Annotated in this window: 21 protein-coding genes; 13 read left to right on the top strand and 8 right to left on the bottom strand. The window is 73.3% G+C overall.

Annotation, left to right across the window (positions count from 1 at the left end):
* Window positions 1-163 precede the first annotated feature (163 nt).
* The gene (locus ACZ45E_RS21125; RefSeq protein ID WP_468222659.1) at window positions 164-1300 is read left to right on the top strand and encodes an Rv3169 family protein; all 1137 of its coding nucleotides are present in this window, start codon (window positions 164-166) and stop codon (window positions 1298-1300) included.
* Window positions 1301-1328: 28 nt separating this feature from the next.
* Complete coding sequence (locus ACZ45E_RS21120) at window positions 1329-2432, top strand: phosphotransferase family protein (protein ID WP_468222658.1); 1104 nt, start codon at window positions 1329-1331, stop codon at window positions 2430-2432.
* A 1-nt stretch (window position 2433) separates the two neighbouring features.
* On the opposite strand, the gene ACZ45E_RS21115 is transcribed toward ACZ45E_RS21120, so the two are convergent.
* Window positions 2434-2871, bottom strand: coding sequence for a hypothetical protein (locus tag ACZ45E_RS21115; RefSeq protein WP_468222657.1), 438 nt, complete (start codon window positions 2869-2871; stop codon window positions 2434-2436).
* A gap of 258 nt (window positions 2872-3129) precedes the next feature.
* On the opposite strand from ACZ45E_RS21115, the gene ACZ45E_RS21110 reads away from it, so the two are divergent.
* The 4 genes from ACZ45E_RS21110 (at window position 3130) to fxsA (ending at window position 7406) form a co-directional block, all read left to right on the top strand.
* On the top strand, window positions 3130-3570 hold the full coding sequence (locus ACZ45E_RS21110; RefSeq protein WP_324767677.1) for an Lrp/AsnC family transcriptional regulator: 441 nt from the start codon (window positions 3130-3132) through the stop codon (window positions 3568-3570).
* A gap of 286 nt (window positions 3571-3856) precedes the next feature.
* The gene (locus ACZ45E_RS21105) at window positions 3857-5470 is read left to right on the top strand and encodes an amidohydrolase (RefSeq protein ID WP_468222655.1); all 1614 of its coding nucleotides are present in this window, start codon (window positions 3857-3859) and stop codon (window positions 5468-5470) included.
* Window positions 5471-5888: 418 nt separating this feature from the next.
* Window positions 5889-6653, top strand: a complete 765-nt coding sequence (locus ACZ45E_RS21100; RefSeq protein ID WP_468222653.1) for a polyprenol monophosphomannose synthase — start codon at window positions 5889-5891, stop codon at window positions 6651-6653.
* A 162-nt stretch (window positions 6654-6815) separates the two neighbouring features.
* The gene (gene fxsA, locus ACZ45E_RS21095) at window positions 6816-7406 is read left to right on the top strand and encodes an FxsA family membrane protein (RefSeq protein WP_468222652.1); all 591 of its coding nucleotides are present in this window, start codon (window positions 6816-6818) and stop codon (window positions 7404-7406) included.
* A 178-nt stretch (window positions 7407-7584) separates the two neighbouring features.
* Here fxsA and ACZ45E_RS21090 read toward each other — a convergent pair whose 3' ends face one another.
* From ACZ45E_RS21090 to yczE, 4 genes are all read right to left on the bottom strand, one after another.
* Window positions 7585-7959, bottom strand: a complete 375-nt coding sequence (locus ACZ45E_RS21090) for an RNA polymerase-binding protein RbpA (protein WP_081223278.1) — start codon at window positions 7957-7959, stop codon at window positions 7585-7587.
* 254 nt (window positions 7960-8213) lie between these two features.
* The gene (locus ACZ45E_RS21085; protein WP_468222651.1) at window positions 8214-9584 is read right to left on the bottom strand and encodes an MFS transporter; all 1371 of its coding nucleotides are present in this window, start codon (window positions 9582-9584) and stop codon (window positions 8214-8216) included.
* 46 nt (window positions 9585-9630) lie between these two features.
* Window positions 9631-10398 (bottom strand): glycerophosphodiester phosphodiesterase, encoded by a 768-nt coding sequence (locus ACZ45E_RS21080; RefSeq protein WP_468222650.1) that lies wholly within the window; start codon window positions 10396-10398, stop codon window positions 9631-9633.
* Window positions 10395-11054 carry a membrane protein YczE gene (gene yczE / locus ACZ45E_RS21075; RefSeq protein ID WP_468222648.1) on the bottom strand — a complete coding sequence of 220 codons (660 nt, stop codon included), beginning with the start codon at window positions 11052-11054 and terminating at the stop codon, window positions 10395-10397. The genes ACZ45E_RS21080 and yczE overlap by 4 nt, the downstream gene beginning before the upstream one ends.
* Before the next feature lie 120 nt (window positions 11055-11174).
* On the opposite strand from yczE, the gene ACZ45E_RS21070 reads away from it, so the two are divergent.
* Entirely contained in the window at window positions 11175-12674 is a 1500-nt protein-coding gene (locus ACZ45E_RS21070) for an SCO1417 family PLP biosynthesis transcription factor (RefSeq protein WP_468222646.1), read from the top strand.
* A gap of 52 nt (window positions 12675-12726) precedes the next feature.
* Here the strand turns inward: ACZ45E_RS21070 and ACZ45E_RS21065 are convergent, their stop codons facing one another.
* Both ACZ45E_RS21065 and ACZ45E_RS21060 read right to left on the bottom strand, forming a co-directional pair.
* Window positions 12727-14487 carry a hypothetical protein gene (locus tag ACZ45E_RS21065; protein WP_468222644.1) on the bottom strand — a complete coding sequence of 587 codons (1761 nt, stop codon included), beginning with the start codon at window positions 14485-14487 and terminating at the stop codon, window positions 12727-12729.
* Between the two features lie 37 nt (window positions 14488-14524).
* A complete protein-coding gene (locus ACZ45E_RS21060; protein WP_324767692.1) occupies window positions 14525-14719 on the bottom strand; it encodes a hypothetical protein in 195 nt (64 codons plus the stop codon).
* Between the two features lie 283 nt (window positions 14720-15002).
* Here ACZ45E_RS21060 and ACZ45E_RS21055 point away from each other — a divergent pair, with 283 nt between their 5' ends.
* From ACZ45E_RS21055 to ACZ45E_RS21030, 6 genes are all read left to right on the top strand, one after another.
* A complete protein-coding gene (locus ACZ45E_RS21055; RefSeq protein WP_468222642.1) occupies window positions 15003-15395 on the top strand; it encodes an ankyrin repeat domain-containing protein in 393 nt (130 codons plus the stop codon).
* Between the two features lie 280 nt (window positions 15396-15675).
* Window positions 15676-17088: a HEAT repeat domain-containing protein gene (locus ACZ45E_RS21050; protein WP_468222640.1), complete on the top strand. Its 1413-nt coding sequence runs from the start codon at window positions 15676-15678 to the stop codon at window positions 17086-17088.
* 108 nt (window positions 17089-17196) lie between these two features.
* Window positions 17197-17895: a GntR family transcriptional regulator gene (locus ACZ45E_RS21045; RefSeq protein ID WP_468222638.1), complete on the top strand. Its 699-nt coding sequence runs from the start codon at window positions 17197-17199 to the stop codon at window positions 17893-17895.
* Window positions 17896-17964: 69 nt separating this feature from the next.
* Window positions 17965-19491: a hypothetical protein gene (locus tag ACZ45E_RS21040; RefSeq protein ID WP_468222636.1), complete on the top strand. Its 1527-nt coding sequence runs from the start codon at window positions 17965-17967 to the stop codon at window positions 19489-19491.
* A gap of 31 nt (window positions 19492-19522) precedes the next feature.
* Entirely contained in the window at window positions 19523-20422 is a 900-nt protein-coding gene (locus tag ACZ45E_RS21035) for a hypothetical protein (RefSeq protein WP_468222635.1), read from the top strand.
* A 39-nt stretch (window positions 20423-20461) separates the two neighbouring features.
* Window positions 20462-25072: a hypothetical protein gene (locus tag ACZ45E_RS21030; protein ID WP_468222633.1), complete on the top strand. Its 4611-nt coding sequence runs from the start codon at window positions 20462-20464 to the stop codon at window positions 25070-25072.
* A 68-nt stretch (window positions 25073-25140) separates the two neighbouring features.
* On the opposite strand, the gene ACZ45E_RS21025 is transcribed toward ACZ45E_RS21030, so the two are convergent.
* Window positions 25141-25539 carry a hypothetical protein gene (locus tag ACZ45E_RS21025; protein WP_468222631.1) on the bottom strand — a complete coding sequence of 133 codons (399 nt, stop codon included), beginning with the start codon at window positions 25537-25539 and terminating at the stop codon, window positions 25141-25143.
* Window positions 25540-25599 lie beyond the last annotated feature (60 nt).

The raw sequence follows: 25599 nt of genomic DNA, 5'->3' as shown, positions 1-25599 counted from the left end.
GATGGGCGTAATCGGGTGTCAGTTCGCGCCCTCACCGGGCGGGCGGCTCCGACGGGTCGAACATCTGGCCCCCGTACGCGAGCTGACGTACCGTCAACTCCGCTGCCGGGCAGCCGCGCCCTCCCGGCCGACACCAACTGCCGTACGTCCAGGGAGGGATGCCGTGACCGAGGACGACCGCCCCGTCGCGTTCGACGAGTACCCGGTGCACCAGGTGCCGCTGTCGATGAAGCACGTCGCCACGAGCGACCGCAACGCCTACGACCGGTGCATCTTCCATCTCGTCGACCCTGGCGGCGAGTTCCTGCTCATCCTCGGCCTCGGCGTCTATCCCAACCTCGGTGTGATCGACGCGTACGCCACCCTGCGCACCGGCCCCATCCTGCACGCCGTCCGCGCCTCGGACGCGCTCGCCGACGAGTCCCGTATGCGGATGGAGGTCGGCCCGCTGCGGATCCGGGTCGAGCGCCCACTGAAAGAATTCGTCCTGACCTGCGCCGCCGACCCGGACGACCCCGGCGCGCTCTCGTACGAGATCACCTGGCACGCCGACTTCCCGGCCCTGTGGGAGCCGCACCACACCCAGCGCCGCGGCGCCCGGCTCACCCTGGAGAGCAAACGGTTCGTGCAGGCCGGGCGGTGCGACGGCCGGCTGCGCATCGGGGGCCGCGAGGTCGAGGTGCGCGGCTGGACCGGGACCCGGGACCGCAGCTGGGGTGTGCGGCCCGTACCCGGGGAGGAGGGCGGCCGGCTCGCCGAGGACCACCCCACCGAGGGTTTCCACTGGATCTGGGCGCCGGTCCGCTTCGACGACCGCTTCCTCATGGTCGTCGTGCAGGAGGACGCCGACGGCTACCGCACCCTGAACGACGCGACGCTGGTCCGCGAGGGCCACCGCGACCGCCAACTCGGCTGGCCCCGCGCCGACATCAGCTACCGCCCCGGGACCCGCCACCCGCGGAGCGCGGTCATCCACCTCACCGACCCGGCCGGCCACGAACCCCGCGAACTCGGCGTGGAGATTCTCACCTCCTCGCCGCTGGCCGTCGGCGCGGGCTATCCGCCGGCCGACGACTGGCAGCACGGCACCTGGCGCGGACGCGGCTGGACCGACCGCCGCGCCTACGACCTGTCCGACCCCGCGGCGCACCCCCTGGCCGCCTACGGCGTGATCGACCACGCCGCCCGCTTCACCCTCGACGGGCAGGTCGGCCACGGCATCTTCGAGCACGGCAGCTTCGGCCGCCACGACCCGAGCGGCTTCACCGGCCTCGCCTCGGTGGCACCCGCGCGCCCGTGATCACCCGGTACGGAAAGGGAGTCGGTCCATGGCGACAGCACCGCGCCCCCGCACGTCCACCCGCGAACCCGAGGAGATCGCCCGCCGCCTCACCGCCTGGCTCGATCGCCGACTGCCCGGCGCGAAGGCGGTGAACATCACGGTCCCCGCGTCCAACGGCATGTCCAGCGAAACCCTCCTCTTCAACCTGGACCACCCCGACCCCCCGCTCAGGGCCTGCGCGTTACGGCTGGCCGCGGATCCGTCCGCGTACACGGTCTTCCCGGTGTACGACATGCCGCGCCAGTACCGCACGATGCGGCTGGCCGCCGAGCGCACCGGTCTTCCGGTGCCGCGCGTGCTGTGGCTGGAGGAGGACGCGGGGCCGCTCGGCGCACCCTTCTTCGTGATGGAGCGGGTCGCCGGCCGGGTGCCGCCCGACGTCATGCCCTACACGTACGAGGGGAACTGGCTGCACGCGGCCACGGACGAGGAGCGCGCCCGACTGGAGGACGCGACCCTTCGTCTGCTGGCCCGGCTGCACGACGGGGTGCCCGCGGCCGAGGCCGACTTCCTCGCGCTGCCCGGCGAGGGCAGCCCGCTGCACCGGCACGTCGCGTCCCAACGCGCCTACTACGCCTGGGTGGTGGCCGGCCTCCCGCCGTCGCCCCTCATCGAGAGCGCCTTCGAGCGGCTGGCGGCACTGTGGCCGCACGACACCGGCGACACCGTCCTGAACTGGGGCGACGCCCGTATCGGCAACATCGTCTACGACGGGTTCCGCCCGGCCGCGGTCCTCGACTGGGAGATGGCGGCGCTCGCCCCGCGCGAGGTGGACCTCGGCTGGACGGTCTATCTGCACCGCTTCTTCCAGGACCTGACCGTGGGCTTCGGCCAGCGCGGCCTGCCCGACTTCCTGCGCCGCGACCGCGTCGAGGCGCGCTACGCCGAACTCACCGGCCACACACCGCGCGACATGGACTTCTACACCCTGTACGCGGCGCTGCGGCACGCCATCGTGATGCTCCGCATCGCCTATCGCCAGGTCCACTTCGGCGAGGCCGCCGTGCCCGCCGATCCGGACACTCTGATCCTGCACCACGGCAGCCTGCGGGCCATGGTGCAGGGCAGGTACTGGGACGGACCCGGGTAGGTCAGGCGGCCTGGCTGTCGCCCTGGAGCGGGACCCGCAGGGGGCGCGAACCGGGGCCGCCCACGTGCGAGAAGGGCTGGGTGCGCCAGTCGAGGCCCTGCGGCAGCGTCAACAGCAGGGCGGTGTCCTGCTCCTGAGCGCCCGTCACCTCGTCGGCGGGGCGGGCCTCGGCGGCCGCGCGCCCGGTGCCCGCACAGACGGTGAGTCCGAACGGGTTCCAGGGCGAGGCGCACAGCGCGTGCTCGGGCAGGACGTCCTCGTCCGCCAGGAGCGCGATGGGCTGCGCGCAGTCCGGGCACAGCACCCGGTACATCTCGAAGGTGTCGTACGCGTCGAAGTCGTCGTCGAAGACGTCGGGTTCGACACCCTCCGGCTGGGACTCGACGATCGTCTGCTTGCGCTGGCGCGCGGGGCGTCCGGGACGCTTCACGTTCTGCATGGGATTCTCCCCCTCGGGTGGGCCGACCAGGAGCCGCGGCCTCGACCACAGCAAGCACTTCCCGTCCCGTCCGCGCGGTAACCGCTTCACACGCGAGGACACGGCCCGAAGCGTGTGGCGTTCGTCACATGCCGGTTGCGGATGCCGGGGGAGCGGTAGACGTAACGGCCGCCGTGGGGCCGCTCTCCCCCCATCGTGGCCCCACGGCGGCGCCGCTCGGCTATCCCGGGCGATCACGGGCCCTGTAGGTTCTGCCGCATGGAGGAGCTCGACCGACAGATCGTGCAGCTGCTCGTCAAGGACGGGCGGATGAGCTACACCGACCTGGGCAAGGCCACGGGCCTGTCCACGTCGGCCGTGCACCAGCGCGTCCGCCGCCTCGAGCAGCGCGGGGTGATCCGCGGGTACGCCGCGGTCGTCGACCCCGAGGCGGTGGGGCTGCCGCTCACCGCGTTCATCTCGGTGAAGCCGTTCGACCCGAGCGCCCCCGACGACATCGCGGAACGCCTCGCGGGCGTCCCCGAGATCGAGGCGTGCCACAGCGTGGCCGGCGAGGAGAACTACATCCTGAAGGTGCGGGTGGAGACCCCGCACGAACTGGAGAACCTGCTGGCACGGGTGCGCTCCCTGGCCGGTGTCTCGACGCGCACGACCGTCGTCCTGTCGACGCCCTACGAGGCGCGGCCGCCGCGCATCTAGGGCGTGTTTCGAAAGTCCCGCCTGCCCCGCGACGCCTGGCACGCACGCTCGCCGCGTTGCCGGAACGCCCGCATAGCTCCGCTATGAGGGCGCCCCGGCGCCTTGCGATCGCACGCACCAGACGCCGCGGGGCCCGCCCTTCGGGCGGACGACGGGACTTTCGAAACACGCCCTAGGCGCGCCCCCCCCGCGCGCGCGAGGCGGCCGGTACACCGCGGCCGGGCGCGGGGCGACAAAAGGGACCCCGGCGCCCGCGCGCCGCACCCGGCACGGGAGACTGTCCCCCATGAGCACGCCCCCCAGCCCCCGCACCGTTCTCCTCCGACGCGGCGAGGTCCACAGCCCCGCGGACCCCTTCGCCACCGCCATGGTGGTGGAGGCGGGACACGTCGCCTGGGTCGGTTCGGAAGGGGCGGCGGACGCGTTCGCGGACGGCGTGGACGAGATCGTCGACCTCGACGGCGCCCTGGTCACCCCGGCGTTCACCGACGCCCACGTCCACACCACATCGACCGGCCTCGCCCTCACCGGCCTCGACCTCACGGCCGCACGCTCCCGCGCCGAGGCCCTCGCTCTCGTACGGGAGCACGCCGCGGCCCGCCCCACCGACCGGGTCCTGCTCGGCCACGGCTGGGACGCGGCCCGCTGGCCCGACGACCGCCCGCCCTCCCGCACCGAACTCGACGAGGCCACCGGCGGCCGGCCCCTCTACCTCTCCCGCATCGACGTGCACTCCGCCGTCGTGAGCACCGCCCTGCTCGACCTCGTCCCCGGCGTCAGGGACCGGGCCGGATACGCCCCGGACGAGCCCCTGACACGCGACGCCCACCACGCGGTACGCGCCGCCGCCCTCGGCGCGGTCGGCCCCCAGCAGCGCACCGACGCCCAGCGCGCCGCACTGCGGCACGCCGTGTCCCTCGGCATCGGCTCGATCCACGAGTGCGGCGGCCCGGACATCTCCTCCGAGGAGGACTTCACGGCGCTGCTCGACCTCGCCCGCTCCGAGCCGGGCCCCCGCGTCGCCGGTTACTGGGCCGACCGCGACATCGAGCGGGCCCGCGCCCTCGGCGCCCTCGGCGCCGCCGGCGACCTCTTCGTGGACGGCGCCCTCGGCTCGCACACGGCCTGCCTGCACGCGCCCTATACGGATGCCTCGCACACCGGCGCCGCCTACCTGACGGCAGAGGAGATCGCCGTGCACGTCGTGGCGTGCACCGAGGCGGGCCTCCAGGCCGGTTTCCACGCGATCGGCGACGCCGCCGTCACCGCCGTCGTCGACGGGATGCGCGCGGCCGCGGAGAAGGCCGGCCTCGCGCGCGTGCGCGCCGCCCGGCACCGCGTCGAACACGCCGAGATGATGACCCCCGAAACGGTCGCCGCCTTCGCCGAGTTCGGACTCACCGCCTCCGTGCAGCCCGCCTTCGACGCACTGTGGGGCGGCGAGGACGGCATGTACGCCGACCGCCTCGGCGCCGAACGGGCGCGCACGCTCAACCCGTTCGCGGCCCTGCTGCGCGCCGGTGTGCCGCTCGCCCTCGGCTCCGACAGCCCGGTCACCCCGCTCGACCCGTGGGGCACCATCCGGGCGGCCGCCTTCCACCGCACGCCCGAACACCGGGTCTCCGTACGCGCGGCCTTCACCGCCCACACGCGCGGGGGCTGGCGCGCCGTCGGCCGCGACGACGCCGGGGTCCTGGTGCCCGGCGCCCCCGCCGACTACGCCGTCTGGCGCACCGACGAACTGGTCGTGCAGGCGCCGGACGACCGGGTGGCCCGCTGGTCGACCGACCCGCGCTCCGGCACCCCCGGCCTGCCGGATCTCTCGCCCGGCGCCCAACTCCCCGTCTGTCTGCGGACGGTGGTGTTCGGCCAGCCCGTCTTCGTAGGGCCGGACGAGTGATGTACCGGGGCGGCGCGCATCGGATCCCGGCCCCGGACGGTCCCACGCGACCTGCGCATCCTCTGCCCTGACCAGGCGACTTCATGAAGAGGCGCAGGTCAAACGGCTGTTGACAGACCGCGGCGGTCGGCGGGTAGGTTCGGCCGGGTCCACCACCTTTCGCACGACCGGGCGAACCAGGCAGTCGTAGAACGCAGTCCGGCGCCCGCGCCACGGGGCGCCGGAACGTTCCGGCCGGTCGGCGAGGTGCGACCCGGGTGGGGCCCGGGCGTTCAGTAGACAACGGCTTTCGGTCGACCCGCAGCCAGCGGGCCCCAGGTCGGCCCGAAGGACGTCCGGCCCCGATCCGCAGTGTCGGTCTGATCTGCGGTGCTCGCTATGGTGGTCCCCTTGTGTACTGAAGTTCTAAGGGGAAGCTGTGAGCGACGACGGCGGACGCGAGTTCGGCCCTCTGGGTACGGCCTTGGTGATCATTCCGACCTATGACGAGGCGGAGAACATCACGTCCATCGTCGGCCGCGTACGGGCGGCGGTCCCCGCGGCCGACATCCTGGTCGCCGACGACAACAGCCCCGACGGCACGGGCAAGCTCGCCGACGAGCTGGCCGCCTCCGACGACCAGGTCCACGTCCTGCACCGCACGGGCAAGGAAGGTCTGGGCGCCGCGTACCTCGCCGGCTTCGCCTGGGGCCTGGAGCACGGCTACGGCGTTCTCGTCGAGATGGACGCCGACGGCTCCCACCAGCCCGAGGAACTCCCGCGGCTGCTCACCGCGCTCAAGGGCGCGGACCTCGTGCTCGGCTCGCGCTGGGTGCCCGGCGGGCGGGTCGTGAACTGGCCCAAGTCCCGCGAGTTCCTCTCCCGCGGCGGCTCCACGTACTCGCGCTTCCTGCTCGACGTCCCCCTGCGGGACGTCACCGGCGGCTTCCGGGCCTTTCGCCGCGAGACCCTCGAAGGGCTCGGCCTGGCCGATGTCGCCTCGCAGGGCTACTGCTTCCAGGTCGACCTGGCGCGGCGCGCCGTGAAGGCCGGCTACCACGTGGTCGAGGTCCCCATCACGTTCGTCGAGCGCGAGCTGGGCGACTCCAAGATGAGCAAGGACATCGTCGTGGAAGCCCTGTGGAGGGTCACCACGTGGGGCGTGGGTGAACGGGTGGGCAAGATGCTCGGGTCACGCCCTTAGCGGCTCTGGGCGGCCCTGAGGGCCCCTGAGGGGCTGCTGTGGCGTCCGGGCGGCGCCTCGCGGCGGCGCCCGGGTCCGATCCGGCCGGATCCGCCGCCACACGTGGACGATCTTGATTCCCCGCTTACGCCACTTGGACGTGTCCCCAGGCACACTGGGGACATGACCACTGGCACCCAGCCCCGCGACCGGCCCACGAAGGACCGGCGCTCCCGCCTCCGCACATTCCTGCCGCTCGGTGTCGCCGCGTGGGTGGTCCTGGAGATCTGGTTGCTCACGGTGGTGGCCGGAGCGGTCGGCGGCTTCACGCTCTGCCTGCTCCTGGTGGCCGGGTTCGTGCTCGGGGCCGTCGTGATCAAGGCGGCGGGGCGCCGCGCCTTCCAGAACCTCAGCGAGACGCTCCAGCGTCAGCAGACGGGCGCCGTGGAGGCGGGTGAGCAGCGCCCGCAGGGCAACGGGCTGCTGATGCTGGCCGGGCTGCTGCTGATGATCCCCGGCCTCGTCTCGGACGCCTTCGGCCTGTTGCTGCTCGTCCCGCCGGTCCGCGCGGCCCTGAGCCGCTCCACGGAGCGCGCCTTCCAGCGGCGGATGAGTACGGCCACCCAGGGCGCGTTCGGCGCCGCTTTCCAGCAGGCGCGCAGGGATCAGCCGGACGGGAGCACCGTGATCCAGGGCGAGGTCGTCCGGGAGGACGAGGGCCCCGCCGGGCGCCGGGACGGATCGGGCCCGCGCCCGCCGATCATGCCGTCGTGAGCATGTCCTCGTGAAGCCGTCGTGAGCATGTCCTCGTGAACCTGCCTCCGTGCGCCGCCCCGCGCACGGGGCGGCAGTGGGCGGGGAGACGGAACAGCTGGGACAGAGAACGGCCGGGACCGGACACACGGTGTGTGTCCGGTCCCGGCCGTCTCTCGTTGTGCCGAGCCCCGTCGGGTCAGGCCGACTTGCGGCTGTCCCTCGGGTGGACCGCGATGTTCATCGCGCCCGAACGCAGAACTGCCAGACGCTCCTCGAGGACCTCTTCGAGCTCCTCACGGGTGCGCCGCTCCATCAGCATGTCCCAATGTGTACGGGCCGGCTTGGCCTTCTTCTCCTCAGGGCCGTCACCGTCCACGAGGAGTGCCTGGGCCCCGCAGACCTTGCACTCCCACTCCGCCGGAATTTCGGCCTCCACCGAGAAGGGCATCTCAAAGCGATGTCCCTTCTCGCATGCGTACTCCACGGCCTGGCGCGGAGCCAAGTCGATACCGCGGTCCGTCTCATAGCTCGTCACTACAAGGCGTGTACCGCGAAGAGCTCGCTCACTCATGAATCGTGCCTCCCGGGCTTGTCGCCCACAGGACAGGTGTCGCTGTCGTCGTCATCCGGTCAACGTCCGGTCGGCGGTAAAGATTCCCGTTCCGGGTCATGCGTCGCCGTCGTGGCCGCCCCTTGTTGTACCCACCGACGCCCGGTTTGTCACATCTGACACAAGATGTCACCTAGCGTCTGGCATTCTTGACGTGCAGTAACGGTACGCCTGGCAGGCCAACCGCGTACACTACCGGCCTTTTCCCTCAGGCGCTAAATCCGGGCCGGTACGGCGTTGCCCGCGTCGCGCACCGCCTGCCGCACAGGAACCCGCGCGAGCAGGACAAAACCGACCAGGAAGAACACCACCAGGGAGACGATCGCGTCCCGGTAGCTCCCGGTCAGCTGGTACGCGAGCCCGAACACCAGGGGCCCCAGCCAGCTCATGCCCCGGTCGCTCATCTCGTACGCGGAGAAGTACTCCGCCTCCTTTCCGGCCGGCACGAGATGCGAGAACAGTGACCGTGACAGGGCCTGGGTACCCCCGAGGACGAGGCCGATGCCCGCCGCCAGGGCGAAGAACCACTTCGGTGCGCCCGGCGGCAGGAAGAACCCCGCCCCGATCGTCAGCGTCCAGGCCACGAGGGAGCCGAGGATCGTGCGCCTGGCCCCGTACGCGCGGGCCAGCCGGCCCATCGCCAGCGCCCCGGCCACCGCCAGGACCTGCACGAGCAGCACCGCCACGATGAGCGTCGACTGATCGAGCCCGAGCTCCTCGGAGCCGTACACGGACGCCTGGGAGATCACCGTCTGCACGCCGTCGTTGTAGACGAGGTAGGCGAGCAGGAAGGAGAGCGTCAGCGGATAGCGGCGCATGTCCTTCACGGTGGCCACGAAGTGGCGCAGGCCCGGCGCGGTACGGCCCGAAGCCGTGCGATCCGGCGCGCGTGTCGAGCGCCGGTCGCGCAGACGGCGTAGGGGCACCACGGTGAACGCACCCCACCACACACCCGCCGACGCCAGACAGATCCGCACCGCCGTCGACTCCGAGACACCGAAGGTGTCGTGGGACGTGTACAGCCACAGGTTCGCCAGGAGTACGAGGGCGCCCGACGCGTAACCGAAGGCCCAGCCGCGCGCGGAGACCGCGTCGCGCTCCTGCGTGGGCGCGATCTGCGGCAGATAGGAGTTGTAGAGCACCATCGAGACGGCCAGCGCGGAGTTCGCGACCACGAGGAGCGCGCCGCCGAGCAGATAACGCTCGCCCTCCAGGAAGAACATGCCCGCCGTCGCCGCCGCGCCCACGTAGGCGGCCACCGCGAGCAGTGGCTTCTTGCGGCCCGAGCGGTCGGCGGCCGCACCCGCGAGCGGCATCACGAAGACCGACAGGATCACCGAGAGCGAGACCGTGTACGCGAAGAAGGAGCCCGCGCGGACCGGCACGCCGAGCGGGTGCACGAAGCCGTCCGCGTCGGCGGCCGCTTTCGCCACCGAGGTGAGGTAGGGGCCCAGGAAGACCGTCAGGACGCTCGTCGAATAGACCGAACAGGCCCAGTCGTAGAAGTACCAGCCGCGCTGCTCGCGCTTGCGGTCGGCGAGGGCGGTCGCCCCGGTCGCCGCCCCCCGCGCGGTGTCGGTGCTCACCCGTGTCCCCTCGCGTTCCCCGTGGTCCGGCGCCGCGCGGCGACCCTCAGACCCACATGCCCCTGTCCTTGAGGACAGCGCGCAGCGTCTCGATGTGATCGGAAACTATGCCATCGACGCCGAGGTCGAGAAGCCGTCCCATCTCCTCCCTGTCGTTGACCGTCCAGACATGGACCTGCACCCCGCGCGCGTGGGCGGCCCGGACGAAACGGCGGTCGACGACCCGGATCCCGGACCGGGCCACGGGCACCTGGGCGCAGACGGCGGAGCGGCGCAGCGCGGCCGGCAGCCCGTACGACCTCAGACGGAGCCCGAGCACCCCCGTGGTGCCGTACGAGGTGGCGAGGCGCGGGCCCGCCAGGGCCTGGGCCCGGGCGACGCGCGCCTCGGAGAACGAGCCGACACAGACGCGGTCCCACGCGCGCGTGCGGCGGATCAGGCCGAGGAGGGGGAGCAGTGCCGCTTCCGCCTTGACATCGACGTTCCAGCGCACGTCGGGGAAGGTCTCCAGCAACTCCTCGAAGAGCGGCACCGGCTCGCTGCCCGCCACGCGCGCGTGGCGCACGTCGTCCCAGGGGAGTCCGGCGATGGGTCCGCTGCCGTCCGTGACCCGGTCGAGCGTCGCGTCGTGGAACGCGACGAGCTTGCCGTCGGCCGTGGCGTGCACGTCCGTCTCGATGTAGCGGTAGCCGAGGCCCACGGCGCGGCGGAACGCGGCGACGGTGTTCTCCAGGCCGTCCGCCGCCCCGCCGCGATGGGCGAGGGCGAGCGGCCCGGGATGGTCGAGGTAGGGGTGGCGTACGTGCGCGGTCACCGACGCAGTATCGCCCGCCGCCGCGCCGCTCCGGCGACCACGGTCGGATCCGTGGACGTCCTGGGGACGGCGCAGACGCGCAGGAAGAACTGGGCCAGCGGTCCGATCGCCAGGGCGTACAGGACCGTGCCCACGCCGATCGTGCCGCCCAGCAGGAAGCCGGTGGCGACGACCGCGATCTCGATGGCCGAGCGCATCAGACGCAGCGAGCGGCCGGTGCGCTCGTGCAGCCCGGTCATGAGCCCGTCGCGCGGTCCTGGGCCGAACCTGGCCGCGATGTAGAGGCCGGTCGCGATCCCGTTGAGCACGATCGCGGCGACCATCAGCGGGACGCGCACCCCGTAGGCGTGCACGTCCGGGACGAGAGCCAGCGTGCCGTCCATCGCGAGCCCGACGACGAGGACGTTCGAGACCGTGCCGAGGCCGGGGCGCTGCCGCAGCGGGATCCACAGGAGCAGCACGATCGCGCCCACGATGATCGACACGACGCCGATGGAGATGCCGGTCAGCTCCGTGAGCCCCTGATGGAGGACGCCCCACGGCTCCAGGCCGAGCCCCGCCTCCACGAGCAGCGCCGAGCTGGCGCCGTACAGCGCCAGGCCCAGATAGAGCTGGACGAGCCGTCGGGCGACGGAGTCGCCGGACGGGACGGACATCGGCATCAGTGACGCGCACACGAAGTGCCCCCTGTGGTGGTAGTGGCCTGATACATGACACTCTGTGGCTCTGAAACAGCGGGCAACCATGGCCAATTCCGGGAAGGTGGACTGATCTGCATGGCTCAGTGGACTTCGGCGATCGGCTCGGCCCAGCTGGCCCGGCTGCTCTCCTCGCAGCAGTCACGGCCTGCGGGGCCCGGCACCCGCCGCCCGCCCGCCTACCGCGTCCTCGCCGACGGCGTCCGCCTGCTCGTCCTGGAGGGCCGCGTCCCGGTCGCCGCCCGGCTCCCGGCCGAGCGCGAGCTGGCGCAGGCGCTCTCGGTGAGCCGTACGACGGTCGCCGCCGCCTACGAGGCCCTGCGCGGCGAGGGTTTCCTGGAGTCCCGCAGAGGGGCGGGCAGTTGGACGGCCGTCCCCGCGGGCAACCCGCTGCCCGCCCGCGGCCTCGAACCCCTGCCGCCCGAATCGCTCGGCTCGATGATCGACCTCGGCACGGCCGCGCTGCCCGCCCCCGAACCCTGGCTGACCCGCGCCGTCCAGGGCGCCCTCGAAGAGTTGCCCCCCTACGCGCACACGCACGGCGACTATCCGGCCGGCCTGCCCGCGCTGCGCTCGATGATCGCCGAGCGGTACACCGCGCACGGGATCCCGACCATGCCCGAGCAGATCATGGTGACGACCGGGGCGATGGGTGCCATCGACGCGATCTGCCACCTCTTCGCGGGCCGCGGCGAACGGGTCGCTGTCGAGTCGCCCAGTTACGCCAACATCCTCCAGCTGATGCGCGAGGCGAGCCTGCGGCTCGTCCCTGTCGCCATGGCCGACGGTCTGACCGGCTGGGACCTCGACCGGTGGCGGCAGGTCCTGCGCGACGCGGCGCCCCGGCTCGCCTATGTCGTCGCCGACTTCCACAACCCGACCGGGGCCCTCGCCGACGAGGAGCAGCGCCGCTCGCTGGTGGACGCCGCGCGCTCGGCCGGCACGGTGCTCGTCGTCGACGAGACCATGACGGAGCTGCACTTCGACCCGGACCACATCATGCCGCGCAGGGTCTGCGCCTTCGACCCCGGCGGCTCGACGGTGGTCACCGTGGGCTCCGCGAGCAAGGCGTTCTGGGCGGGGATGCGGATCGGCTGGGTGCGGGCCGCCCCCGACGTGATCCGCAGCCTGGTCGCCGCGCGCGCCTACGCGGACCTGGGCACACCGGTGCTGGAACAGCTGGCCGTGAACTGGCTGCTGAGCACCGGCGGCTGGGAGGCGGCCGTGCAACTGCGCCGCGATCAGGCCCGGGAGAACAGGGACGCGCTGGTCGCGGCGGTGCGGCGGGAGCTGCCCGACTGGCAGTTCGACGTGCCTGACGGCGGGCTGACCCTGTGGGTGAAGGCGGGCGGCCTGTCGGGCTCCCGGCTCGCCGAGGTCGGCGAGCGGGTGGGGGTCCGGGTGCCGTCCGGGCCGCGGTTCGGCGTCGACGGCGCCTTCGAGGGGTATGTGCGCCTGCCGTTCACCGTGGGCGGCGCCGTGGCGGACGAGGCGGCGGCGCGGCTCGCCGCGGCGGCCCGCCTCGTCGGCGAGGGACAGGGCGCGGGCGGGGACGTGCCGCGCACCCTGATCGCCTGACAGCCGCCCCGCCCGCTCCGTCGGGTGGGCTCGTCGGGCTCGTCGGAAGGGGCTACCGCTCCGCGAGCGCCTCGGCCGGCTTCGGGAGCGCTTCCTCGGAGATCGTCTCCGCCGGCATCGTCTCGTCGGGAATCGTCGCTTCCACGCGGGGCGCCGCGGCTGCCGTCTCCTCCGGGGCCGTCTCCACCGCTGCGTGGTCCGCGGGGGCGGCGGGCACGGCGTCGGCGGGGACGGCATCCATAGGTACGGCAGCCACGGGCGCGGCCTCCTCGGGCGCCCCGGCCGCGTGTGTGGCGTCGGCCGGTGTGATCCGCTCCGGCAGCAGGGCGATGACCGCCTGCCGCTGCGCCTCGCTCGTCGCCTCGTCGTGCGGGTCGGGGGTGGCCGGCACCTGGAGGCGGTGGACCTGCCCGGTGCCCATACGGGCGTAACCGCGCCCGGGCGGGACATCGGCGGTCGGCGTCGTCCGGGGCAGAGCGCCGAGGACGCTCTGGAGCTCGGCGGGCGCGGCCGGACCGAGCACCACGCGCGCGCGGGTGTGCTGGCCGACCGCCTCGCTGAGGGCGTCGAGGGTGTCGAACTGCTCCGCGACGACGACCGTCACCCCAGCAGCCCGCCCGTGCCGCAGGGGGACCTGCAACAGGGTCTGCGGGTCGTCGCGCCCGTCCGCCGCCGCCAGGTGCCCCAGGGCGGTGGGCCGGTCGAGCAGGATCCACAGCGGCCGCTTGATGTCGTCCGGCGCCGGGTGCCCGGCTTGCCGCGCCCGGTTCGCCGAGATCAGCCGCCGCTCGGTCTCGTGCGCGGCCCATTCCAGGCTGGCCAGGGCGCCCGCGAGCCCGGACTCCACGGAGAGCACGCCGGAGCGCCCGACCAGGCAGGCGTAGTCGCCGGTCCCGCTGCCCTCGATGATCAGGACGTCACCGTGGAGCAGGGCCTGGAGCGCGATCGAGCGCACGAGGGAGGTCGTACCGCTGCCGGGCTGGCCGACGATCAGCAGATGGGGCTCGGTGGAGCGAATGCCGGTGCGCCACACGACCGGCGGCACGTCCCGCTGCTCCTCGCCGTCCATGACCGGGAGCGTGCGCTGCACGCCGGTCTCGTCGGTGAAGCCGAGGACGGTCTCGCCCGGTGACGTGACGAAACGCTGGGCGGCGATGTCGGTGGGCAGCGGGTCGAGCACCGACACGGTCAGATGGTTGCCCTCCTCGTCCCATCCGAAGTGGTATTCGCGGCCCCGGCCCAGCTTGGCGTTGAGCAGCTGCTCGATACGGGCGCGGGAGTCGGCCTCGCCGTCGGTGAAGTAGGCGGGGTAGCGGATCGAGAGCTTCTCGACGCGGCCGTCGCCGTCGAAGTCGTAGGACTCGAACGCCTGCTCCCAGTCGCCGCCGTGTGCGTACAGGGGGCTGGGGTCCTCGGCCACCGAGAAGTACGGGACGAGTGCTTCGTAGAGCGAGGACAGCCGCTGGACCTGCGACTCGTCGGGGCCGCTCGCCTCCGGCTCCTTCGGGTCGCGTCCCTTCCACGCGGCCGCGCCCATCAGGGAGACGAACGCCAGCAGGGCCCCGTACGGAAGGAAGACCATGACCAGGACCACGGCGCCCACCAGGAACAGGAGCGGTCCGCGCCGGTCCTTGGGGGTATCCACCCACCTGCGCCGCCCGGCCGCCGCCAGCCGGCGCAGTCCACGAGTGATCGTGATGAGGGGGTGCAGGACGTCGGTGGCGCTGTCGGCGGCCGTCCGCGCCATTTCCCGGCTCCGGGCGATCGAGGCGCTGCCATTGCTCAGGATGCGGGGGAGGGGGCGCCTGGCCACGTCGGTCTCCTGATGGTGTGTGCGGGTGGGTGAGCCGTCAGAACTTGATCCCGCCGAGCAGGCTGGCGAGGCTCGCCCCGCCCGCCTTGATGCTCGGGGCGATGGCCGTGCCCGCAAGGTAGAAGCCGAGAAGGGCGCAGACCAGTGCGTGCGAGGCCTTGAGGCCGTCCTTGCGGAAGAACAAGAAGACGATGATGCCGAGCAGCACGACGCCCGAGATGGACAGGATCATGAGGTTCTCCTGGGTGAGGGGACAGTCACCATGAGTTCTTCCAGGCTCACAGCATGTATCCATACGACAAAAGGTGCAAATGGGTGGCATCGCTCTGATTTCACCCGATCGGCGGGCGTTCGGTGCGCTGGACCACCTGTGACGTCGAGCCGGACGACCATCGTGCTGGTGGTGATCTTTGCCTCGGCGGGGTCCGCTCATGTACTCCGGTGGGCAGTACTCTGTCGATTCACTCGTACGGCCGCACGGCTGTACCAGCACGGATACGAAAGGCGGTCCGCCGATGAGCGAAGCCCCCGACCCGGAGGTCGTGGAGCTGGCCACCAAGATCTTCGACCTGGCCCGCAGGGGCGAGAGCGAGGCGCTCGTGGGGTACGTGGACGCGGGTGTCCCCGCCGACCTCACGAACGACCGTGGCGACACGCTTGTCATGCTGGCCGCCTACCACGGGCACCCCGAAGCGGTGCGCGCCCTGCTGACGCGTGGCGCCGACGCCAACCGAGCCAACGACAAGGGGCAGACCCCTCTCGCGGGCGCCGTCTTCAAGGGCGAGGAAGGCGTGATCCGGGCGCTGCTCGACGGGGGCGCGGATCCGTCCGCGGGGACGCCTTCGGCCGTCGACACAGCCCGGATGTTCGGCAGGACGGAGCTGGTCGAGCTCTTCGGAGCTTCCTGACGCACCGGCGGTGACCAGGCAGAACGGGGGTACGCGAAATGTGGTCGCGGTGGGCAGAACCGCTGGGTCATGATGACGGCGTGATGTACGGACGCGACGGTGGGGCAGGTGGTGCCCACGAGCCGCGCGGGCTGTGATCGGCCCGTAATCGGGCCTTGGACGAGAGGCAGAGAGATGGTCTACAGCAAGCAAGAGACGGCGGGCGCTCCGACGTGTTGTCGCGTGGCCAGGTAGGTGCGGGTTCCCGGTTGCGTCGACGCTTGATGTGAGGCTGTTTCCCATGTTCGAACCGGTCATAGCGCCCAGCGGTACGCTGCTCGGCCTGTTGCAGAGGGGTCGCGGCGACGGCACGCTGCACGCGCTGACGGCACCGCGGGCCGAGGCGCTCGCGGCCCTCGACCACTGTGTGCTGAGCGACCCCCGCCGCGACTGGCAGGTGGAGAACCGCTCGCTGTACTACGCCCGCCTCTACCTCGACCTCCACGGCGAGCTCGGGGAGATCGAGCGGCACCTCTTCGACCCCGACGACCTCGTCGACACCGACGAGTCCCGCACCGGGCTCGCGCTCGCGGTCCTCGGCCACCTCGCCTCCTACGGCAGGCGGGACGCGCTCGAACTGCTCCGCAGGTACGCGGCCTTCGGCGGCAACTGGGCCTGGGCCCTGGACGAGCTCGCCCTGCGCGACGACGACGCGGGACTGCGCGCCCTCGCCGAGCCGGTCCTCGCCCGGTTCTCCGCGCGGGACGGGGCCGACCTCGTCGCCGCCGTCCGTGACGCCTTCGAACCGCGGCCCTGGCGGCTGTGGGCCGAGGATCCGCGGCCCCTGGTGGGAGCACGCGTGCGTGCCGCACAGGAAGCCGGGTCGTTCGACCGCTGGCAACGGCAGATGACGCCCGCGGGCCCGCGCCCCGGGTGGAGCGTGCAGGCCGTCTTCGACTGGGCGCAGGAAGGCTTCGAGCGAGGAGCCGTCCTGTACGTGCCCGCCGCGCGCTGCCTGACGGCGGTCGCGGGACCCGAGGACCGCGCCCGGATCGTGCGGGCCGCGCAGGACGGCACCGACGGAGCCCGCTGCACCGCGCTGCGCTACCTCGCCGACGCCCACGACCCCGACGTGCTCGACCTCGTCGAGGCCGCGGTGGAGTCACCCGCGCGCGTGGTGGTGGACGCCGCGCTCGACTCCTTCGAGCGCATGCGCAGCCTCGCCGCGGTGGAGCGTGCCCGCCGCTGGGCCCGCCGACCCGACGCCCTCGGCGCCGCCGCCGGCCGTATGCTCGCCTGCCGGGGCGCCGTCACCGACAGCGAACTGGTGCTCTGGGCCCTGCGCGAAGCGGTGCGCGGTGACGGGCCCGACGCCCCCACGCTGTGGCCCCTCGTCGACGGGGCGGGGCGGCTCGGCATCGCCTGCGCCGCCCCCGTACTGCGCCACGTCTACCGCGAGACCGCCTCGTCCCATCTGCGCGGACGCGCCGCCCGCGCCCTCGCCGCCACCGACCCCTCCTTCGCCGCCGGGTTCGCGGTCGAGTGCCTCTGGGACTGCGAGGAATCCACCCGCGAGGTCGCGGCCCGGCACGCCGAGACCGGTGACGCCCGCGTCGTCGACCAACTGCGCAGACTCGCCGCCGACCCCGCCGAGGAGGCCGAGGTGCAGACCGCTGTCCGCGCCAGGATCGGACCGGACGCGACGGCATTGTGACCGGATGACGCGGCCGGGAGGCCGGCCCGACGCCCGAGGGTCCGGATCGTTGAACGATCCCTCGATACCCATGTTGTTTCGTTCCTGCATCTGCGCTTGAATTCGGCCGTGGCCACGGAAGAACCGAACGCACTCGCCGACGACCGCGCGCTGCTGGGACGCACCAGCACCGCCGAGCGCGTCGCGGACATCCTCAGGAGCCGGATCGCGGACGGCTTCTTCCCGCCCGGCACGCGCCTGTCGGAGGACAGCATCGGAGGCGCCCTCGGCGTCTCGCGCAACACCCTGCGCGAGGCGTTCCGGCTGCTCACCCATGAGCGGCTGCTCGAACACCGGCTGAATCGCGGCGTGTTCGTCCGCGTCCTGAGCGTCGACGACGTCGAGGACATCTACCGGATCCGGCGCATGATCGAGTGTGCCGTCGTACGCTCCCTCGGCGAACCCCCGTACGCCCTCGACCGGATCGCGGCCGCCGTCGCCGACGGGCAGCGCGCCGCCGAGGCCCGCGAGTGGAAGGGCGTCTCGACCGCCAACATCCACTTCCACCGCGAGCTCGTCGCCCTCGCGCGCAGCGAGCGCACCGACGAGCTCATGCGCAGCGTCCTGGCCGAACTGCGGCTCGCCTTCCACGTCGTGGACGATCCGCGCGGGCTCCACGAGCCGTACCTCGCGCGTAATCTGCGGATAGTGGAGACGCTCCGGGAGGGGCGCAGGGACGCCGCCGAGACGCTGCTCGCCGAGTACCTCGACGACTCCCGCGACGGCCTTGTCGAGGTGTACGGGCAGCGAGTCCCGGCGGACCGGTAGCCGCCCGGGGCCACCGTCGCATCTGCGTCGTTTCGACCGTTGTCAGACCCAGCGCCTAGTCTGTGCTCCGTGACTTCGCCTGCCACCACGGAATCCGTTCCGCCCCAGCTCAGCGCGGGGCCGCGCCCCGCACCCGGGCCGGCCGCCGACGAGGGGCTCGCGCGGCGGCTTCGCGCGCTCGCCTGTACCGCGCCGCTGCACGATCTGGATGTGCGCAAGGCCAATCTGGCGGGCGAGTACTCGACGTACGGCATGGCCGAGGTGGCGCTCTCCGCGATCGACCTCGTCACCCTGAACATGGACTTCGACACGGGCGCCGACCACGAGCAGATAGTGGCCCGTCTCGTGCCGCGCATCGCCGCGCAGGCCCCGCAGCGGCCGGCCGCCGAGCACGAGCGCGTCGCCCGCTGGGTCCTGGAGAACTTGATCAACGTCGGCACCGTGGACCGCGGCTTCCGCGCCGTGTACGGCACGTTCGCGACGGACGGCTCCTATGTGCGCCGCGACTACGACTTCAAGCTGATCGAGGAAGTCCCCGGCTACGAGGGCACTGTCTACCTCCGCACGACCGACGAGGCCGTCAACGTACTCGTCGGCGCCCTCGACACCGACGTCACGAGCGCGCAGATCGCCGCAGAGGTGAAGCTCGAGGTGCTGATCAGCCGCGGCCGGCTCGCGGACGCGCAACTCGCCGCCGAGCAGGCCCGGTACCGGACCGTGCAGTACTCGGAGACGCTGCGCAAGGCGCTGGACGCGACCCGGCGCAATGTCCGCGCCGTCGACTGGCTGCGGGCCGTGCCGGACATGATCGCCGAGGCGCTCGACCACGTGGCCGACCGCTACCGCCACGAGAACGCGATCCTGACCAACATCCGCAAGGCTCGGGACGAGTCCGAGGACCCGGAGCAGAAGCGCCGCGCCGCCGAGCTCGTCGACATCGTCAAGGACTGCATCCGCCGCCATACGCAGTTGCAGTCCCGCCTCCTCGAAGCGGGACCGCTGTTCCGCGCCGAGCAGGACCGGCAGGCGTTCGCCGCGCCCTCCGCGCGCGCGGGCCTCGACCTGTACGGACAGCTCGTCGCGCCCCTGCTCCCGCTGCCGGTGGAGAGCGCCCGCAAGGTGACCGACGCGTTCTTCGCGCGCGGCACCGGACTGCGTACCCCCGTCTCCGTACGGATCGGCGACCTTGTCGACATACTGCTGACCCCGCCGCAGGAGCGGGAGCACCTCGGCGCCGAGATGCCCGAGCCCGACCTCGTCGCCACCCCCGATGACAGCCGGTTCAGCGAGGAGCAGCTCGCGAGCGCCAAGGAACTGCTCGACCTGCCCGCGGACGCGCCGCGCCGCCTCTCGGGACTGCTGGCCGAAGCGCGTCGGCGCGACAGCGAACTGCCCTACCTGGTCGCCCTGTTGGCGGTCCACGCGGCGAGCCCGCCCGTCGGCACCGCCTACCGCCAGGGCGAGGGGAAGCTGCTGTTCGCCGTGGACGACGGCACCGAGTTGGACGACCCGGAGTTCGGCGGCGCCGACCTCATCGTGGGCACGGCGCTCCTCGACGCGGCCGGCATGGCCGCCGACCGGACGGAGGCCGCGTGACGCACCGGAAAACGATCAAGGAGTACCGCCCGTGACCGAGCACCCCGAAGAGCACGCCGAGTGGGGCGAGCCCGAGGCCGTGGTCCCCGGCTCGGTGAGGACTCCTGCGCCGGTCACCCCGGCCGACGCCGCCGACGCGGCCCGGCTCGTCTCCTTCGGCCTGCAACCCAAGCTGGGACCCTCCCGCGACCAGGAGTACGGCGAACTGCTGCGCCGCTACCGCGAGGACCCGGCGTTCGCCCGGCTCGCCGACGCCGTCGCCACCGGCCTCGGCCTCGTCGTCCTGGAGGTCTCCGCGCGCGCGGGGATGGCCGTGACCGCCGCGGAGGACTCCGTGTTCGCCGTCCGCATGGGCGACTACGCACGCCGTACCGCAGCCGACTCCGCGGACCGGTTCCTGCACGGCCTCGCGCACCTCGCGGTCGCCGCGCTCGCCTTCCCCCGCCCCGAGGACCTCGCCGACGACGGCTACATCGGCCGCGTCAGCGTCAACGGCGTGGACGGCTTCGTCCGCCAGGCGTGCCGCAAGATCGAGGAGCGGGCCGACGAGCAGGGCGAGAACACCGACCCGGCCACCGACGCCCCGGGCCTCGAAGCGGCCTGGCGGATCTGGGCGCGCCGCAGCTCCACCGGAGCGACCAAGGACGCCCGGCGTCTCGCCGGTTCGACGACCGGCATCGTCGGCAAGGCCGTCGCCTTCCTCACGGACTCGGGATTCCTGCAGAGAACCGGCGACGACGGAGGCGGCACGTACCGCACCACGGCCCGCTACCAGCTGCAGGTCCGCGACATGGCAGGCACCGCGGCCATGGCCGAGCTCCTGGAGCTGGGCGTGGTGCCCGTGAGCGACGGATCCGCCAGCCTGGTGCCGCCGATGGACGAGGACGCGGCCGAGCTCGTCGCCGACGCGGGCCTGCCCTTCCACTCCTGACCGCCTTCTCACCGTCCGTACCTACCACGAGAGTCCGCCATGTACGAGCTGTCCCGGGTTCGCCTCTACTCCATCGGGCCGGCCGGTGCGCGCTACGCCGACACCGTGCTCGACCTGCGGGGCGTCGGCGAGCCCGTGCCCGACCCCGCGCCCACCCAGGCGGAGTTCTTCGAGGACGAGCCCGTCGGCCCGCCGCGCCGCCCGGCGCCGGCCGGTGTGCTCTTCCTGGAGAACGGCGGCGGCAAGTCGGTCCTGCTCAAGCTGATCTTCTCCGTGATGCTGCCCGGCCACCGCAACACGCTGGGCGGTGCCAGCTCCGGTGTGCTGCGCAAGTTCCTGCTCGCCGACGACTGCGGGCACGTCGCCCTGGAGTGGCAGCACACGCTCACCGGCGAGTGCGTGGTCGTCGGCAAGGCCAGCGAGTGGCGCGGACGCCAGGTCTCCAACGACCCGCGGAAGTTCGCGGAAGCCTGGTACTCGTTCCGGCCCGGCCCCGGACTGAGCCTCGACTCGCTGCCTGTCGCCGAGTCCACGGCGGTGCGGCCCCTCGTCGAGGGCGCCTCCGGCGCGCAGGGACGGCGCCGCACCATGAAGGGCTTCCGGGACGCGCTGACCGAGGCGGGCAAGGCGTACCCGCACCTCGAAGTGCACTGGGAAGAGACCCACGACCGGTGGAACGAGCACCTGGGCGACCTCGGCCTCGACCCCGAACTCTTCCGCTACCAGCGGGAGATGAACGCCGACGAGGGCGAGGCCGCCGGCCTCTTCGCCGTCAAGAAGGACTCCGACTTCACCGACCTGCTGCTGCGCGCCGTGACCGACACCCGCGACACGGACGGCCTCGCCGACCTCGTCAGCGGGTTCGGGAACAAGCTGGGACGGCGCGCCGAGCTGATGGCCGAGCGCGACTTCACCGCCGGCTCCGTGGATCTGCTCACCCGCATCGTCGAAGCCGCCGACACGCGGGCACGCGCGCGTGACATCCACACCGCCGCCGAGCGCCGCACCCGCACGCTCGCCCGTCGCCTCTTTGCCCGGGCCGGCGTCGAGCGCGGCCGCGCCGGGGAGCTCGCCCAGCAGGTCACCGCCGCCGCGCACACCGTCACCGAGGCCGAGTCCGCCCGTGAGCGCAGCGCCCTCATCGCCGCCGAACTGGCCTACCGGCACGCCTCGCTGGCCCTCGCGGGCGCCGAGAAGGCCGCAGCGGCGCAGAAGCGCGAGCTGGCCGACGCCCGTACCCTGCACTCCGCCTGGCAGGCCGCCGAGGCCGTGCTGCGCCACCGCGCCGCGTCCGACCGCTCCGCGCGCGTGGCCGCCGCCATCCGCGAGGCCGAGCGCGACGCCGCCCCCGCGCTCGCCGCCCGCGCCAAGGCCGCCTCCGAGCTGGTCCGGGCCCTGCACGGCGCCGCGGAGAAGGCCGAGAGCCACGCGAACGAGGAGGAGGAGCGCTCCGCGGTCCTCCAGGAGGCCGGCGAGACCGCGCACCGCGACGCGACCGCCGCCGCCACCGAGGCCCAGCGCGCCCGCAGCGAACTCGGCCACCTGCGCCAGCGCCTCACCGAGGTCGAGCAGGAGACCGCGGAGGCCGTCCGCGCCGGCTGGCTCGACGACAGCGCGCCCGACGCCGACCCGGCCCGCGCCGCGCTCGCCGCCAGCGACGCCGAGAAGACGACCGTCGCCGCCTGGGACACCGCCCGCGAGGCCGCCCGCAGCGCCACCGAGCACGCCCGCGAAGCCGCCGCCGTCGAAGCCCGCGCCGAGCTGACCGCGGCCCGCGCCGCCGACGCCGCGAGCGCGGCGGAGCACGCCTACCGGGCGGAGGAGCGGGCCGCCGCGTCCCTGGCCGCGCAGGAGCGGCTCGCCGAACTGCTGGGCGTGGACGGCCCCTTGGGCGGGCTCGCCGCCGCCGACGGCACCGACGCCCCCCTCGGTGCCGAGGACCTCGACCGCGCGGCCGACGACCTCAAGACCCTCCTCGACGACTCCGTCGCCTCCGCCGAGCGGCAGCTGTTCGAGCTGCGCACGGCAGCCGCCGACGACTCCCGTATCCTCGGCGCCCTCGGAGACGGTGGCCTGCTGCCGCCCGGCCCGGACGTGCTGGCCACCGTCGAGTACCTCGGCGAGCACGGCATCCCCGCCCTGCCCGGCTGGCGCTACCTCGCCCAGTCCGTCGACCCCGTCGACCACGCGCGCGTGCTCGCCGCCCGCTCCGAGCTGGTCGACGGCGTCATCATCACCGACCCGGCCTCCCACGTGCGGGCCCGGGAGATCCTGGCGGGCGCCGCGCTGTTGCCCCGCTCCGCCGTGGCCGTCGGTACCGCCGCCGCCCTGCTCGCGCCGACCCCGGCCGAGAACACGTCCGACGAGGGCGGCAGCGGCGTCTTTCTCGTGCCGCCGAACCCGGCCATGCACGATGAGCACGCCGCGGACGAGGAGCGCCAGGCCCTGCGCGCCCGCGCCGCCCGCCGCGACGAGGACATCCGTACCCTCGCCGGACGACTCGCCAAGGACCGCGAACTGGCCTCCCGGCTCAGCTCCTGGCGCTCCGGCTGCCCCGCGGGCCGCCTCACCGAGCTCGCCGGCGCCGCGCAAGAAGCCAGTACGTTCGCCGAGGAGGCCGAGGCCGAGCTGGGCGAGGCCCGCACCGTGCGCGCGGAGGCGGACGAGGCGGCCGCCGAGGCGACCCGCGTGCGCGACGAGCGGCAGGAGGCCGCCCAGCGCGCCCGCCGCGCCGCCGACGCGCTCGCCGGTCTCGCCTACCGCCTGCGCGAGCGCGCCGCCTGGCAGGCCAAGGTGCGGGAGCTGGCCGACGAGGCCGTCGAGTCGGAGGCCCGCGCCCAGTCCTGTCTGGAGCGTGCCCGCGCCGCCGACGAGGACCGGCGCTCCGCCCAGCGCTCCGCCGACGACACCCGCCGCACCGCCCGCGCACTGCGCGCCGAGCGCGCCGAGATCGCCGGCGCCCCCGACGACGTACCCGAGGGGGAGGCGCCCGCCGCGTCGCTGCCCGCCCTGCGGGAGGCCTACCGCGCCGCGTCACAGCTGTACGAGAAGGTCGGCGTCGGCGCCGACCTGCGGGCCGAGCAGGCCCGCGCCGAGAGCGACGAGTCGGCCGCGCTCACCGAGCTGGGCCGGCTCAGCAACAAGGTGCGTACCCGCGCCGCCACCCTCCTCGAATCGTCCGACGGGGCCGACGGCCCCTCCCGGCAGGCCGCGGCCGCCCGCGCCGAGGAGCTGGTCCAGCTGCTGGAGACCCGTGCCTCCACGGCGAGCGAGCAGCTCGGCCGGTTGCGCGGCGAGGCCGAGCGGCTCGCGCCCGAGGACGGCACGGTCCACACCGAGCTGCCCGAGGAGCTCATCCCCGCGGACGTCGAGCGGGCGAGCGCGCTGCTGCGGACCCGCACCACCGAACTGGCCGCGCGCACCGAGGCGTTGAGCTCCGCCCGCGCCGCCCACGGAGAGCTCCTCGACGCCCACCGGGCCGCCGAGGACGGGACCGGCGGCTTCGAGGAGACCGCCGCACTCCTGCGCGACCTGCTGCGCGACCACACCGACGGTGAGGAGCAGGAGGAGCCGGAGCCCTATCCGGGCACCCTGGAGGAGGCCCGCACGGCGGCGGCCGAGACCCGCCGCTCCCTGCGTGGCTGCGCCGCCGACCTGTCCGCCGCCGAGGCCGCCGTCCGCGAGGCGAGCGACATCCTCGTACGGCACGCGAACTCCACCCGCTACGAGCAGGTGCGCACCCCCGCGCGGCAGCAGATCCGCGAGCTGCCCGCGTCGGCACTGCCGGAGCACGCACAGCGCTGGGCGGACGCGTTCGCCCCCCGACTGCGGGTCCTCACCGATGAGTTGGCGCAGCTGGAGCGGAACCGGGACTCGATCGTGGACCGGCTGCGCGGCCTCGTCGAGTCCTCGCTCGCCACGCTCCGCTCCGCCCAGCGCCTCTCCCGCCTCCCCGAGGGGCTCGGCGAGTGGTCGGGGCAGGAGTTCCTGCGGATCCGCTTCGAGGAGCCCGACCAGACCACGCTCACCGAGCGGCTCGGCGAGGTCATCGACGAGGCGACCCGCGCGGCCGTGAAGAAGAACTCCGACCTGCGGCGCGACGGCATGTCATTGCTGCTGCGCGGCGTCGCCGCCGCCCTGGAGCCCAAGGGCGTCGCCGTCGAGATCCTCAAGCCGGACGCGGTGCTGCGCGCCGAGCGGGTGCCCGTCGGGCAGATGGGCGACGTGTTCTCCGGCGGCCAGCTGCTCACCGCGGCCATCGCCCTGTACTGCACGATGGCCGCGCTGCGCTCGAACGACCGGGGCCGCGACAAGCACCGTCACGCGGGCACGCTCTTCCTCGACAACCCCATCGGCCGCGCCAACGCCACGTACCTCCTGGAGCTCCAGCGCGCCGTCTCCGACGCCCTCGGCGTCCAACTCCTCTACACCACCGGTCTGTTCGACACGACGGCGCTCGCCGAGTTCCCCCTCGTGATCCGGCTGCGCAATGACGCGGACCTCCGCGCCGGACTGAAGTACATCAGCGTGGAGGAGCATCTGCGCCCCGGTCTGCCGCAGCAGGATCCTGACGGGGAGACGGTGCACGGCGAGATCACGGCGACCCGCATGTTCAAACGCCCCGCCGATCCCGCCGCGCAGGGCACCTGAGCCGCACGCGAGCGCCTCACGAAGACGCCGTACGCGAGCGCCTCACGAAGATGCCGTACGCGAGCGCCTCACGTATGCGTCAGCTGACCCGCCCCGCCGCGTCCGCGTATGCTCCCCGGCGCCTGTCGCGCGGCGCGGCGGGAGCGGCGGCGCTCCTTGCGGAGCCGGCGGGCGGTGCTGGCCGGGACGGAGACGACCCCGTGCCGCTGGTTCCACACCTGGCGCGTCACCCACACGTCGAGCACGCCCCACGTCGCCACCACCGTGCTGGCCACGCTGCTGAGCACCATGGGGAACGCCAGCCAGGAATCGGCGAGCGTGCACAGAAAGGCGACCACCGCCTGTATCAAGGTGACCGCCGTGATGAGGACGGCCCGCACCGCCGCCGTACGCACCGGATCGGGCATGCGGCGCCCCTTCGCCGGCTCCTCGACCCACAGCTCACGCCGCTCCGCCATCTCCGTCATCACGCCACTCCCCACCGCTCCCAGGCCCCGGTCCGATGCCCCGCACCAGCCTGCACAGTG

The sequence above is a fragment of the Streptomyces sp. NPDC030991 genome, assembly GCF_055571235.1.
Note: the sequence above shows the minus strand (reverse complement) of the source record. Positions and strands in the feature narration are given on the sequence as shown.